Annotated in this window: 14 protein-coding genes; 7 read left to right on the forward strand and 7 right to left on the reverse strand. The window is 66.1% G+C overall.

Going from position 1 to position 12,963, the window contains the following annotated elements:
- Positions 1-313: 313 nt before the first annotated feature.
- Together AC4LGL_RS02365 and AC4LGL_RS02370 are read right to left on the reverse strand one after the other, a co-directional pair.
- Complete coding sequence (locus AC4LGL_RS02365; protein WP_491837443.1) at positions 314-1,294, reverse strand: DUF8017 domain-containing protein; 981 nt, start codon at positions 1,292-1,294, stop codon at positions 314-316.
- 27 nt (positions 1,295-1,321) lie between these two features.
- Positions 1,322-2,437 (reverse strand): hypothetical protein, encoded by a 1,116-nt coding sequence (locus AC4LGL_RS02370; RefSeq protein ID WP_491837444.1) that lies wholly within the window; start codon positions 2,435-2,437, stop codon positions 1,322-1,324.
- Between the two features lie 287 nt (positions 2,438-2,724).
- Here AC4LGL_RS02370 and AC4LGL_RS02375 point away from each other — a divergent pair, with 287 nt between their 5' ends.
- Entirely contained in the window at positions 2,725-4,029 is a 1,305-nt protein-coding gene (locus AC4LGL_RS02375) for a citrate synthase (RefSeq protein ID WP_491837445.1), read from the forward strand.
- Between the two features lie 53 nt (positions 4,030-4,082).
- Here the strand turns inward: AC4LGL_RS02375 and AC4LGL_RS02380 are convergent, their stop codons facing one another.
- Positions 4,083-4,547, reverse strand: coding sequence for a YbaK/EbsC family protein (locus AC4LGL_RS02380; RefSeq protein WP_491837446.1), 465 nt, complete (start codon positions 4,545-4,547; stop codon positions 4,083-4,085).
- Between the two features lie 139 nt (positions 4,548-4,686).
- Between AC4LGL_RS02380 and AC4LGL_RS02385 the strand changes: the two genes are divergently transcribed.
- Positions 4,687-6,141, forward strand: coding sequence for an MFS transporter (locus tag AC4LGL_RS02385; protein WP_491837447.1), 1,455 nt, complete (start codon positions 4,687-4,689; stop codon positions 6,139-6,141).
- A complete protein-coding gene (locus AC4LGL_RS02390; RefSeq protein WP_491837448.1) occupies positions 6,131-6,559 on the forward strand; it encodes a MarR family winged helix-turn-helix transcriptional regulator in 429 nt (142 codons plus the stop codon). The genes AC4LGL_RS02385 and AC4LGL_RS02390 overlap by 11 nt, the downstream gene beginning before the upstream one ends.
- 16 nt (positions 6,560-6,575) lie before the next feature.
- Here the strand turns inward: AC4LGL_RS02390 and AC4LGL_RS02395 are convergent, their stop codons facing one another.
- Positions 6,576-8,132: a phytoene desaturase family protein gene (locus AC4LGL_RS02395; protein WP_491837449.1), complete on the reverse strand. Its 1,557-nt coding sequence runs from the start codon at positions 8,130-8,132 to the stop codon at positions 6,576-6,578.
- Positions 8,133-8,147: 15 nt separating this feature from the next.
- Positions 8,148-8,396: a DUF2630 family protein gene (locus tag AC4LGL_RS02400; RefSeq protein WP_064936130.1), complete on the reverse strand. Its 249-nt coding sequence runs from the start codon at positions 8,394-8,396 to the stop codon at positions 8,148-8,150.
- Positions 8,397-8,427: 31 nt separating this feature from the next.
- Between AC4LGL_RS02400 and AC4LGL_RS02405 the strand changes: the two genes are divergently transcribed.
- The 4 genes from AC4LGL_RS02405 to arfC all read left to right on the forward strand — a co-directional run bounded on the left by AC4LGL_RS02405 (position 8,428) and on the right by arfC (position 10,752).
- Positions 8,428-8,790: an FKBP-type peptidyl-prolyl cis-trans isomerase gene (locus AC4LGL_RS02405; RefSeq protein ID WP_055117450.1), complete on the forward strand. Its 363-nt coding sequence runs from the start codon at positions 8,428-8,430 to the stop codon at positions 8,788-8,790.
- 116 nt (positions 8,791-8,906) lie between these two features.
- Positions 8,907-9,962 carry a channel-forming protein ArfA/OmpATb gene (gene arfA / locus AC4LGL_RS02410; RefSeq protein WP_491837450.1) on the forward strand — a complete coding sequence of 352 codons (1,056 nt, stop codon included), beginning with the start codon at positions 8,907-8,909 and terminating at the stop codon, positions 9,960-9,962.
- Positions 9,963-9,973: 11 nt separating this feature from the next.
- On the forward strand, positions 9,974-10,129 hold the full coding sequence (arfB, locus tag AC4LGL_RS02415; protein WP_029110268.1) for a channel accessory protein ArfB: 156 nt from the start codon (positions 9,974-9,976) through the stop codon (positions 10,127-10,129).
- Positions 10,126-10,752: a channel accessory protein ArfC, sunset domain variant gene (gene arfC / locus AC4LGL_RS02420; RefSeq protein WP_491837451.1), complete on the forward strand. Its 627-nt coding sequence runs from the start codon at positions 10,126-10,128 to the stop codon at positions 10,750-10,752. The genes arfB and arfC overlap by 4 nt, the downstream gene beginning before the upstream one ends.
- Before the next feature lie 63 nt (positions 10,753-10,815).
- Here the strand turns inward: arfC and AC4LGL_RS02425 are convergent, their stop codons facing one another.
- Positions 10,816-12,156, reverse strand: a complete 1,341-nt coding sequence (locus tag AC4LGL_RS02425; RefSeq protein WP_064958987.1) for a sensor histidine kinase — start codon at positions 12,154-12,156, stop codon at positions 10,816-10,818.
- A gap of 4 nt (positions 12,157-12,160) precedes the next feature.
- Complete coding sequence (prrA, locus tag AC4LGL_RS02430; RefSeq protein ID WP_082449097.1) at positions 12,161-12,880, reverse strand: two-component system response regulator PrrA; 720 nt, start codon at positions 12,878-12,880, stop codon at positions 12,161-12,163.
- Positions 12,881-12,963: the final 83 nt, after the last annotated feature.

The following is a 12,963-nucleotide window of genomic DNA, read 5'->3' on the forward strand; positions in this document are numbered from 1 at the left end:
GGCTGTTACGAGCCGACACTGTGGCGGATGTGCAGATTGTTGCCGCATTTTGCGCAGCGATTTCACGACCGAAAGCTGCCCGTTCGCCACAGCGTGTAGCAGGGCCGCTGGTCCAGACGCAGCTACTTCAACCCTCGAGATAGTTACGCCGAGGATTACAGCCATCAGGTAGCTGGAAATCTACACTTAGAGACTGTCTAACTGATGTGAATGGTGTTGCGGCCCACGGGAAGGCTTGACTTGCCGCCGACAAGTCCTATTCGCGCGGAGTCGACACGGGTGCAGTGCCGCGCCGGTAAATAGCAGACACGACCTAGTCGATCCGGCGCAGTGTTCCCACGATCTGGTCGATGACGCCCGGATCGGCCGCGCCGTCAGCGCCCTGCTCCAGGTCGATGATGAAGTTCACGGTCCCGGACTGACCCGGCACGGTGGTGGACACCACCGAATAGAGCGCCGAGCTGCCGGCGCAGTTGTCTTGGATACCGGTCACGGTCGCGACGACCTGAGCTGCGGGCGCTCCAGAGACGGTGAGGTTGCGTGGTGCTCCGAGTGAGACCGACGGCACCGCACCCTTGTCCGACGTGAAGATCTTGGTCGCCAGCTTTGCTTCCAGCGTTGCGGATTCGTTGACGTCCGTGAGATCCGAGATCACCGTGGTTCCGCTGATGGCACTGCTGCTTTTCGGGCACGCCCTGCTGGGCATGGTGGCCGCGCCTTTCAGGAGCCGCACCGGGCAATAGCCGAACGGTCCATCGGGGCAAGGTTTTTCCCAGCCGACTGTGGTGCTGCATTCCTCGACCGTCCAGTCCGCGGGCACGTCGTAGGCGAGTCCCCGAGTGGTGGTCACCGTCGACCATCCGGCGGGGGTCTGGGGGCCGGGAGGCGCGGTGCGGCCGTCACAGCTTGCGGGTGCCGCTTTCGGCGGTGCGGCCGGTGCGGTCGAGGTGGGAGCCGCCGTGGTGCTCGGCGGGGCCTTGGTAACCGACGAGCTAGTGGTGGAATCGGCGGTGTTCTTGGTGTCGTTCTTGTCGCCGTAGTTCAGCTTCCACAGCAGGCCACCGAGCAGGAGCGCGACAATGACCACTCCCGCGATCGTGCCGAGGATCCAACCGGTGTTGTTCCGATTGGGTGGCTGAAAGTCGCTGGGCGGTGCCTCTCCGTACCCCGACCACGTCGGCGGCTGCTGGCCGTAATTCGGCCACTGTGGGGTCTGTCCGAACGGCTGGTTGGAGCCAAATGGATTGCCCGACGGCTGGTTCCACTCCGGCGGTGGCTGTGGTGGGTATGTCATCGATGTCCTCCGCGCTCGTTCAGGTCTTTAGTTCCAGGTCAGCTTGGGTGGGCTTGTCGACAGGTCCGCGGTCCCGGATGTCGGAACCGTCACGGTGTTCGGCACCATGGCTCCGTTGATGTTCTGAAGGGTGATGGTCGCGGTGAGGGTGCCGATCAGCGAGGCCGTCATCGCACTGGTCAGCGGAATTATCTTGAACGTGTCGGCGCCTTCGATCGGGCCCCAGGTGGCTGTGCCGTCAACGTAGTTCGTCGCCGTGATCCGGACGGGACAGCCCGGCGGCCTGATCAGGTTGGAACTGGTGCACGGTGAGAACGAGTCCGGTATCGCGGCGCGGATCGCCTGCTCGCCGGCGTCGCTGAGCTTGAAACTCATCGACATGATTGACACTCCGGCGGCCAATTCCTGCAGCAGCATCGGTTTCGAGGTGACGCTGAGGTACGGGCTGCTGCTGCCGACGTCGACAAAGCCGGGAAACACGTAGCGGGGTTGGTCGACGGGTTGGCCAAACACCGTGAGGGTCTCGGCGTCCTTCTGCCCGATCTGGGTCTTGTCGATCTTGATGAACGCGTTCGTGAGCTTCCAGCCGCCGTGCTTCTCCACCAGCAGCCTGGTCTCGGAGACCTCGTTGCCGAACTTTGCCGTGACATGCACCTGGGATACGACGCTGTTGTCGGTGGTGTCGAGGACGCGGATGTCGGTGATCGGCCACTTCGCGATCTGGCGACCGAGGATCTCGTCGGTCAGCAGGTCTGCGGATACCGGCTGGGACTTGCTGTACGACAGGGCGGTGGCCGCATCACCGCGGGCCAGTGCTTCCAGGTATGCCACCACCGCGGCTTGCGCGCTTTCGCCACCTGCGCCGCTGCCGCCCGAATCCGACCGGGTGATCACGACGGTCAGCGCCGCCAGTACCGCGAGCACCGTCACCACCGCAGCTACCACCAGTCCGATGACCATGCCTTTGCGGCGTTTGGGCGGGGGAGCCCCTGGCGGTGCACCGAAGACCGGTGGCGGTGTCGCCAGCGGGTAGTCGGGGAAATGGGGCGGCGGAGCGGACGAAAAACTGGGATTCGTCGTCGGCCAACCTGGCGTGGGCGACTGCCCGCCGACGCCGAACTGGCCCCCGGACCAATCGGCCACGGCCCCCTCCTTGCCTGTGTGCGGCACCACGTCGGTATCGCGCACGGGGTTGCCGTGAGCAGTATAAGTGGGCGGCCACGGGCGTCGGTGCGCCAATCTGGAACGGTCGCTGAGCTGGGATCTCAGGAAAATCGGGGCGGTCCGGGCCAGGCCCGTGACGAGGCGCGGGGCAGTTGGTGGTGACCCGTTGGTAACCCCCCGCGGGCAGCGCCGATCGATTGCGACTACCTTTTGTAGAGCAGTTAGTTGGTTCCCAACGACTTCCTAACGAGGATGAAGGGATTCCCGTGGCCGAAAACCCGTCGAGGGGGCAGGAGCTTGCCACCCTCAAGTACCCCGGTGGCGAGATTGACCTGGACATTGTCCATGCCACCGAGGGCAGTGACGGCATCGCGCTTGGTCCGTTGCTGTCCAAGACCGGCTACACCACGTTCGATGGTGGCTTCGTCAACACCGCTTCGACCAAATCTGCGATCACCTACATCGATGGTGATGCCGGAATCCTGCGCTACCGGGGTATCCCGATCGAGCAGTTGGCCGAGAACTCCACGTTCATCGAGGTCAGCTACCTGCTGATCTACGGCGAGTTGCCGACGGCCGAGCAGCTGGAGTCGTTCACCACCCAGATTCAGCGGCACACCCTGCTGCACGAGGATCTGAAGCGGTTCTTCGACGGTTTCCCGCGCAACGCGCATCCGATGCCGGTGCTGTCCAGTGCGGTGAACGCGCTGAGCGCCTACTACCAGGATTCGCTGGATCCGCTGGACAAGAAGCAGGTCGAGCTGTCGACGATCCGCTTGCTGGCGAAGTTGCCGACCATCGCCGCCTATGCCTACAAGAAGTCCGAGGGGCAGCCGTTCCTGTACCCGGACAACTCGTTGACCCTGGTGGAGAACTTCCTGCGGATGACGTTCGGCTTCCCGGCCGAGCCGTATGAGGTCGATCCCGAGATCGTGCGGGCGCTGGACATGCTGTTGATCCTGCACGCCGATCACGAGCAGAACTGTTCGACCTCGACGGTGCGCCTGGTGGGCTCGTCGCAGGCCAACCTGTTCACCTCGATCTCCGGTGGCATCAACGCGCTGTGGGGCCCGCTGCACGGTGGCGCCAACCAGGCCGTGCTGGAGATGCTGGAGAAGATCCGCACCGGCGACGACGATGTGCAGACCTTCGTCAAGAAGGTCAAGAACCGCGAAGACGGTGTGAAGCTGATGGGCTTCGGTCACCGGGTCTACAAGAACTACGATCCGCGGGCCCGCATCGTCAAGGAGCAGGCCGACAAGATCCTGGGCAAGCTCGGCGGCGACGATGAGCTGCTCGACATCGCCAAGCAGCTCGAAGAGATCGCGTTGACCGATGACTTCTTCATCGAGCGCAAGCTCTACCCGAACGTCGACTATTACACCGGCGTGATCTACCGGGCCATGGGCTTCCCGACCCGCATGTTCACGGTGCTGTTCGCGCTGGGCCGGCTGCCGGGCTGGATCGCGCACTGGCGTGAGATGCACTCGGAGCCCAACAAGATCGGCCGTCCGCGCCAGATCTACACCGGCTACACCGAGCGCAATTACCTGGACATCAACAAGCGCTGACATCAACTGACGAAAGCCCGGGGGCGTTGCTCCCGGGCTTTTGCCATGTCGGATCAGCGCACCGCGAGCGCGACGCCGCCGGTGAGAGCCAGTAGTTGTGCGTAGGTCAGCGGCATCACCGAATCGGCGGTGCCTGCCGCGGTCCAGATGACCGGGTAGGACTCCAGTGTCTGGTCGACGACGGTGCGCAGCGGTTCGGGGTGCCCGACGGGCGCGACCCCGCCGATGACCTGTCCGGTTGCGTTGCGGACGAGCTTCGGGTCGGCCTTGTGGATGTCGTTGGCGCCGAGATGATTTGCGACGACGTCGGTGTCGACGCGGGCGGAACCACTGGCCATCACCAGCAGCGGCTCGCCGTCGCATTCGAAGACCAGGCTGTTGGCGATCGCCCCGACTTCGCATCCCAGCTGTTCGGCTGCAGCAGCGGCGGTCTTGGCGTCGGCGTCGAGGATTCTGATGGCCGGTTCGATTCCGGCGGCGGCCACAGCGTCGGCGACGCGGGAGTTCCGTTCGTTCATTTCTCGTACCGTACAACGCCGTTCATCATCGTCAGCGTGACGTTCGCCTGGTGGATCTCCGAGTGTGGGATCGGCGGCTGTGACGCGGTGGAACGATTTCGATTTGCCTGACAGATAGTTGTAGTTTCACAATGGTTGTGTGAATACAACCGTCGCATCGCTCACCGCGCGGCGCAAGGCGATCATCCTCGTCTCGTGCTGCCTGAGCCTGCTGATCGTGTCGATGGACGCCACCATCGTCAACGTCGCGCTCCCGAGCATCCGCGACGATCTGGGCGCATCGCCGTCGCAGCTGCAGTGGATCGTCGACGTCTACACGCTGGTGCTGGCCTCACTGCTGTTGCTGTCGGGCGCCACCGGAGACCGATTCGGCCGCAGGCGGACATTCCAACTGGGCCTGACGATCTTCGCGGTGGCCTCGCTGTTGTGCAGCCTCGCGCCCAACATCGAAACCCTCATCGCGGCTCGCTTCCTCCAGGCCATCGGCGGCTCGATGCTCAACCCGGTGGCGATGTCGATCATCACCCAGGTGTTCACCGGCCGGGTCGAGCGCGCCCGGGCCATCGGCGTCTGGGGCGGGGTGGTCGGCATCTCGATGGCACTCGGCCCGATCGTGGGCGGTGCGCTGATCCAGTACGTCGACTGGCGCGCGGTCTTCTGGATCAACCTGCCGATCTGCGCGCTGGCCGTCCTGCTCACCGCGATCTTCGTGCCGGAGTCGAAGTCGGCGACCATGCGGGACCTCGACCCGGTCGGCCAGGCTCTCGGGGTGGCGTTCCTGTTCGGCGTCGTCTTCGTGCTCATCGAGGGGCCCGGGTTCGGCTGGACCGACCCACGCACGCTGGCCGTCGCCGCGATCGCGTTACTGGCGCTGGTGGCGTTCCTGCGCTACGAGTCGCGCCGCCGGGACCCGTTCATCGATCTGCGGTTCTTCCGCAGCGTGCCGTTCGCCTCGGCCACACTGATCGCGGTCTGTGCGTTCGCGGCCTACGGTGCGTTCCTGTTCATGATGTCGCTGTACCTGCAGACGGACCGGGGCTACTCCGCGATGCACACCGGCCTGATCTATCTGCCGGTCGCCATCGGCGCGCTGATCTTCTCGCCGCTGTCGGGTCGTCTGGTCGGCCGGTACGGCAGCCGGCCCTCGCTGCTGGTGGCCGGAGCCACGATCACCCTGGCGACCCTCCTGTTGACCCGGCTGACCGGTGACACCCCGGTATGGCAGCTGCTGGTCATGTTCGCGGTGTTCGGCATCGGCTTCTCGATGGTCAACGCGCCGATCACCACCACAGCGGTCAGCGGGATGCCGTTGGACCGTGCCGGTGCGGCCTCGGCGGTGGCCTCCACGAGCCGTCAGGTCGGTGTGAGTGTCGGTGTGGCGCTGTGCGGTTCGGTGGCCGGTGCGGCGCTGGCGGACACCGGGGTGGATTTCGCCTCGGCTGCCCGCCCGCTGTGGTTCGTCTGTGCCGCACTGGGGTCGGTGATCTTCGCCCTCGGCGTCGTCTCCACCACGCCGTGGGCGCTGCGGTCGGCGCAGAAGCTGGCGCCCCTGATCGGTCAGCACCACGCCCCGGAGGTGAGTCATGTCCGGTGATCGGCAGGCAGAGTTGGCCGACGAGGTGTGGCGGGGTCTGACCGCGTTGGTGTTCGATCACCGCGACCGCTGGAGGCGGGCGGTGATCGAACAGACCGGCCTGCCGTTCAGCCGCGTGCGGGTCCTGAAGCGGCTGGCGCGCCAACCGTTGACCGTCAAGCAGCTGGCCTACGCCGCCACCGTCGACGCCCCGGCTGCCACGGTCGCGGTCAACGATCTTGAGGAGCGCGGCCTCGTCGTGCGTGAGATCGACCCCGCCAACCGGCGATCCAAGCTGGTCTCGTTGACCGAGGCCGGGCGGGCGCTGCTGGCGCGCATCGACCGCGTCGAGGACCCGGCGCCGGACGCGCTGGCCGCGCTCGATGCCGACGACCTCGAAGCCGTGCGGGCAATTCTGCGCAAGATCAGCGGGTCGTAGCCGCGACTGGCGTGCGTCAGCCTTCGAGGACTGCCATCGCGGCGTTGTGCCCGCCGATCCCCGAGACTGCACCGCCGCGCACCGATCCCGAACCGCACAACAGAATCCGCTCGTGACCCGTGTCCACACCCCAGCGTTGCGCCGGCGTCTCCAACGGGGCCTCGTCCTCGGCGAAAGGCCAGCGCAGCGCTCCGTGGAAGATGTTGCCCGCGGTCATTCCCAGGGCCTGTTCCAGGTCGGCGGTCGTCTTGGCCTCGATGCACAGCCGGCCGGCTGCGTCCTCCATCAGGACGTCCTGGATCGGTTCGGCCAGAACCGAATTGAGCGAGTTGAGCACCGCCGAGGTCAGTCGATCCCGCGCCCGGTCGGGATCTTTCAGTGTCAGTGAGTGCGGGGTGTGCAGGCCGAAGACCGTCAGCGTGTGTGCACCGGAGGCCCGCAGGTCCTCGGACAGGATGCTGGGATCGGTCAGGGAATGGCAGTAGATCTCGCACGGCAGGGGGTCGGGAACGCGTCCGGTGGCGGCGGTTGCATAGGCCCCGGCCAGTTGGCTGAAGGTCTCGTTGATGTGGAACGTACCGCCGAATGCCTGCTCGGGCGTGACGTGTTCGTCACGGAGCCGGGGGAGCCGGCGCAGCATCAGGTTGACCTTCACCTGCGCGCCCGGGGCGGTTTCCGGTACCGGCTCGCCGAGCAGCTCGGCCAGCACTGTCGGAGTGACATTGGCCAGCACCCGCTCGGCGTGCACGCGTCGCGCTGATCCACCCTGCCGGTAGCACACCTCGCCATCCAGGGTGACCGCGTAAACGTCTGCACCGGTGATGATTTCGGCACCGTGTCCGGCCGCGGCGGCGGCCAGGGCCCCGGTGACCGCGCCCATCCCGCCGACCGGTACATCCCAGTCGCCGGTGCCGCCGCCGATCAGGTGGTAGAGGAAGCACACGTTCTGCATCAGCGACGGATCGTCGATGCCGGCGAAGGTGCCGATCAGGGCGTCGGTGGCCATTACTCCACGCACCAGATCATGCGATACCGCGGCGCTGATCGCCTCGCCGATGGGCCGTTCGATCAGCGACTCCCAGGCGGCGGCGCTTTCGGTGTCCGGTGCGCTGAGCACATCCCCGCGCATCTGCGACCGGGTGCGCAGCGGCTGCAGCAGCGTCGGCCAGATTCGCTCGGTCACCAGCCGGCAGCGGCGGTAGAACTCGCCGAACCCGGCCGCGTCGTCGCCTGCACCGATCGCGTCGAACGTCGACTGCGGGCCGATCAGCAGGCCGGTGGCACCGCCCGTGACCGGATCCGGTGTGTAGGAGGAATATCGGCGCCGTGACAGCCGGATCCGGGCGCCCAGATCGGTGATGATCCGCTGCGGCAGCAGGCTGACCAGATACGAGTACCGCGACAGCCGCGCATCCACGCCGTCGAAGGCATGCGCCGAAACCGCCGCCCCGCCCACGTGGTCGCTGCGTTCGAGTACCTGTACCCGGCGCCCGGCGCGAGCCAGGTAGGCAGCAGCCACCAAGCCGTTGTGCCCGCCGCCCACGATGACGGCGTCCAACGTGCCTTCTGTCACGTCATACCCGTCCGGTCAGCCCTTGTAACCTTCGACCTCGTCGGCCCCACGGGGGTGGGCCAGTCCGGGGTCCTGTCCGGTCTCGCGGAGCGCGCGGCGCTGCCGCAGCAGGTCCCAACACTGGTCGAGGGCGACTTCCAGCGATCTCAGTCGTTGTTGCTCTTCGGATTCGTCTATTTCCCGGCGCTGCAGTTTCGACCGGAGCTCCTGCTCTTCGGCAACGAGCCGGTGAACTTCGGCGAGGATGTCCTGATCTTTGGCCACACGACCAGTCTGCCCGACTACCGTTGATCGGGTGAGTACAAAACCTGAGATCGAGTTTCCGGACGGACCTGCCCCTACCGAATTGGTGATCAAGGATCTGGTGGTCGGCGACGGCGCCGAGGCAGTGCCCGGTGGCACTGTCGAGGTGCACTATGTGGGCGTCGAATACGACTCCGGTGAGGAGTTCGACAGCTCATGGAATCGTGGCGAATCCATTGAGTTTCCGTTGCGGGGCCTAATTCAGGGCTGGCAGGACGGAATTCCCGGGATGCGGGTGGGCGGTCGTCGCCAGCTCGTCATTCCGCCGGCCCAGGCCTACGGTCCGGCGGGATCAGGGCATCGGCTTTCGGGGAAGACTCTGATCTTCGTCATCGATCTGCTCGCCACTCGCTGACGTCGCGGTGGGTTCGGTCAGTATTAGCCGAACCTAACCATCAAATTCCATTTGCTGCTAACGTCAACCTGTTTCGTTGTTATCGATAACTGTTCGTCGACTTCAGGAGTGCCCAAATGTCGGGTTCGGACGAATCTCGGACAATCACAGGCTGGCAAACAGCCTCCAAGTTATATCGGCGACCACCCGGATTGGGTTGGTTGCTGGCGCTGGCGGCAGTTCCATTGTTGCTGGGGCTGATCGGATGGGGCGGGCTCGATCGCTCACACAAGAACTCCGATCTCAGTCTTCCCGATGTCAATCCCACGGCGACAATGACGGCTCCGGACGTCAATGCCCCGGACGTGAACGCGCCCAACGTCAATTTGCCCAACCTTTCGTTCGCACCGTTGTCGATCGCCCGTAACGGCAACGACTTCACCCTCACCGGTGATCTGCCCGATGCGAATGCCAAGGCCTCGCTGATGGATTGGCTCCGCGGAAAGTTCGGTGCGGACGTCAATCTGATCGACAACTTGAATCTGCGTCCGGGTGTGAGTACCCCCGATGTCGCGGCGCTGGGCAAGGTGTTCGACGCCGCCGCCGAGGGCATTCCGGATTTCAATTTCAGTGTCGACGGTGACACGTTGACGCTGACCGGTACCGCGCCGTCGGCGCAGGTGCGCGACGCGGTGGAGGCGGCCGCCAAGGCGGCATGGCCGAACATCAAGCTCGTCAACAACATTCAGGTCGCCGCGGCGCCGGCCGCCCCAGCACCTCCGGCGCCTGCAGCTCCGGGTGCACCGGGAACTCAGGGTGGTACGCCCGGACCCTGCGCGGTCCTGCAGGGCGATGTGAGTGCACTGCTGCGTACCCCGATCAACTTCAGCACCGACGGGTTCGTCGTGGCCTCGTCGTCGCAGCAGTTGTTGTCGCAGGTGGCCGACAAGCTCAAGTCGTGCGAAGGCGCGAAGGTGGCTGTCACCGGCTACACCGACAGCTCGGGTAATGACGCCATCAACATCCCGCTGAGCGGCAACCGCGCCAAAGCTGTTGCCGATTATCTGGTTTCGCAGGGTCTGGCGGCCGATCACGTGACGTCGTCCGGCGCGGGTTCGGCGAATCCGATCGCCAGTAATGACACCCCCGAAGGCAAGGCGCAGAACCGCCGTGTCGAGATCACGGTCAATTAGGGAGATTCGACATGGACTTCGTAATCCAGTGGTTGTGGTATCTGCTCGCGTTCGTGGTGGGGTCGCTGGTGGCCTGGCTGATCTCAGTGGTGACCGTCAAGCCCACCAGTGAGGAAGAGGCGTTCGCCGAACTGCCCGGCTCGCGTGAGATTGGAGCACGACGATGAGCGATGTGAACTGGTGGTTGATGGCCCTGGCCTTCGTGCTCGGGCTGGTATTGACGCTGGCACTGACCCTGCGTCGGGTGAAGCGGGAGGTACCGGTGTACGGCGCCCTCGGCCGGCGTCCCGAAGCCGGGGCCACCGGTGGCGGCACCGCTGCCAAGGCTGCGGCAACCGGCGGAACTGCCGCTGGTGCAACGGCTGTCGCCGATGACGCGACGACCAAGCTGCCCAAGGTCGGTTCGGGAGACGAGCCCACCACGAAGCTGCCCAGGGTCACCAGCGCCGGTGCCGCGGCGGCGGGTGCGGCGGCAGCCGGTGCGGCAGGTGCGGCCAAGTTCGCCTCCGGTGGCGGCGCTCACGAGGCCGATGAGGACGCGGCGGCCGGTGATGACGTCAAGGTCGTCGAGGCGACCCCGTACGGCGCGGGTTCGGTCCGGGTTTCGGGTGCGGGAACGCCCACGGGCTACCTGATCAAGGGCAACGAGGATTCGATGCTCTATCACTCGCCGGAGAGCCCGTCCTACTCGGTGACCATCGCCGAGATCTGGTTCGCCGACGTGGAATCCGCCGAGAAGGCCGGCTTCAACCGGTGGGACAGCGGTAAGTCCCAGCGCGAAAAGAAGTAACACGAACGCAGATCGCCCGCCTCCACGACCGGAGGCGGGCGATTCTGCGTCTGGGAACCCCTTCTAGTGCGGGCCGGGCAGGCGTAACAACAGTCGTGCCCCGCCCAGTGGGCTCGATTCCAGAGTGGCGGTGCCGCCGTGTAATTCGGCCTGTTGAGCCACCAGCGCCAGTCCGAGACCGGAACCCAACCGCGATGCCGTCGACCCTCGGGAGAAGCGGTCGAACACCATTTCGCGTTCCTCCTCGGGCACCCCGACGCCGTCGTCGTCGACCGCGATCTCCACGCCCTCCCGTGAGCTCACCGCCGACAGCTGCACCCGGGTGGCGCCACCGTGCTTGACGGCGTTGGCGATCGCGTTGTCCACGGCCAGCCGCAGCCCGGTCGGCAGCCCGATGATGATGACGGTGGGCGACGGTGCCAGCGACACCTCGAGGTCGGGATAGACCCGCATGGCGTCGTGGGCGGCGCGGTCGAGCAGTTCGGTGATATCGACGGTGACGTGATCGTCGGTGGTGGTCAGCTCGCCCTGCGCGAGCCGCTCCAGGGCGCCGAGGGTGGCCTCGATCCGTGACTGGGTGCGGATGACGTCGCTGACCACTTCCTTGCGCTGGTCGTCGGCCAGGTCGAGGGTCGACAGGACCTCCAGGTTGGTGCGCATCGCGGTGAGCGGGGTGCGCAGCTCGTGGGCGGACACCGAGGCGAAGTCGCGGGCCGAGGTCAGCGCGGCCTTGGTGCGGTCTTGCTCCTTCCAGATGCGTTGCAGCATGCCGTTGACGGCGTCGGCGATCTCGACGGCCTCGCTGGCGCCGCGGACCTCGACGTCGGGGGCCTCGTCGCTCGCCTCGATCTCGCGGGTCTGTTCGGCCAGCCGTTTGAGCGGTCGGACCGCGAATGCGGCCAGCACCCAGCCCAGCACGGTGGCGGCGCCGACGGCGAACACACAGATGATGAGCACCCGGCGGTGCAGGTTGTTGGTGTCGGCGATGGTGGCGTCGTAGGTCGCGCCGACGGCCACCCACATGGGGCCGGGGGCGGGGATCTGCACGGTGCGGACCCGCCAGCGCACGCCGTCGATGTAGGTGTCGGCGTAGCCGTCGGGCAGCTCGGGCAGGACCACGTTCGAGTTCGACGAGACGTTTCCGGCCTGGCGCACGGTGATGACCGCGTCCTGATCGCTGGGGGAGCGGGGGATCTCGCCGAGGCCGCGGGGCAGGAACGGGATGGCGAAGCCGGCGGCCTCGTCGAGACGCCGGTCCAGCCGTTCCTTGCGGTCGTTGGTGATGCCGACCCAGACGATGGTTCCGACGATGACGACGACGATGGCCGCGCCGATGGCGGTGGCGAACGCGACCCGGGTCCGCAGCGAGGGGGTGCGGCGGAAGATCCGGGTCAGCGGTCTCATGTCGCTATTGCGTCCTGAGCACGAATCCGACGCCGCGGACGGTGTGCAGCAGCCGGGGCGCGCCCCCGGCTTCGAGTTTGCGGCGTAGGTAGCCGATGAACACGTCGACGACGTTGGTGTCGGCCGCGAAGTCGTAGCCCCAGACCAGTTCCAGCAACTGGGCCCGCGACAGCACCGCGGTCTTGTGCTCGGCCAGGACGGCCAGCAGGTCGAACTCGCGTTTGGTCAGGTCCACGTCCACACCGTTGACCCGGGCGCGCCGGCCCGGGATGTCGACCTCGAGCGGGCCGACCTGGATGGTCTCGGACGAGAAGGTGGCCGAGGCGCCGCGCCGGCGCAGCAGGGCCTTGACCCGGGCGACCAGTTCTTGCAGCACGAACGGTTTGACCAGGTAGTCGTCGGCGCCGGCTTCGAGGCCGGCGACGCGGTCGTCGACGCTGCTGCGGGCCGACAGGACACAGACGGGCACGTCGTTGTCCATCGCGCGCAGTGCGGTCACCACGCTCACGCCGTCGAGCACGGGCATGTTGATGTCGAGCACGATCGCGTCGGGTCGGGTCTCGGTGGCGCTGCGCAGCGCCTCGGCCCCGTCCACGGCCGTCGATACGGTGAACCCGGACAGCCGCAGCCCGCGTTCCAGCGAGGCGAGCACGTCGGGGTCGTCGTCTACGACGAGGACCCGGGGCGAAGCTGTGCCACCGGTAGCGCTATCCATGCCCGCCATCTTGCCCGATGAAGTACGGCCGATCGCGCAGGCTCCCAGGGAAGTCCCCGGGATGTTTTTGACCTCAACAATTGTTCAGGTTT

Source organism: Mycolicibacterium arcueilense (assembly GCF_058536225.1).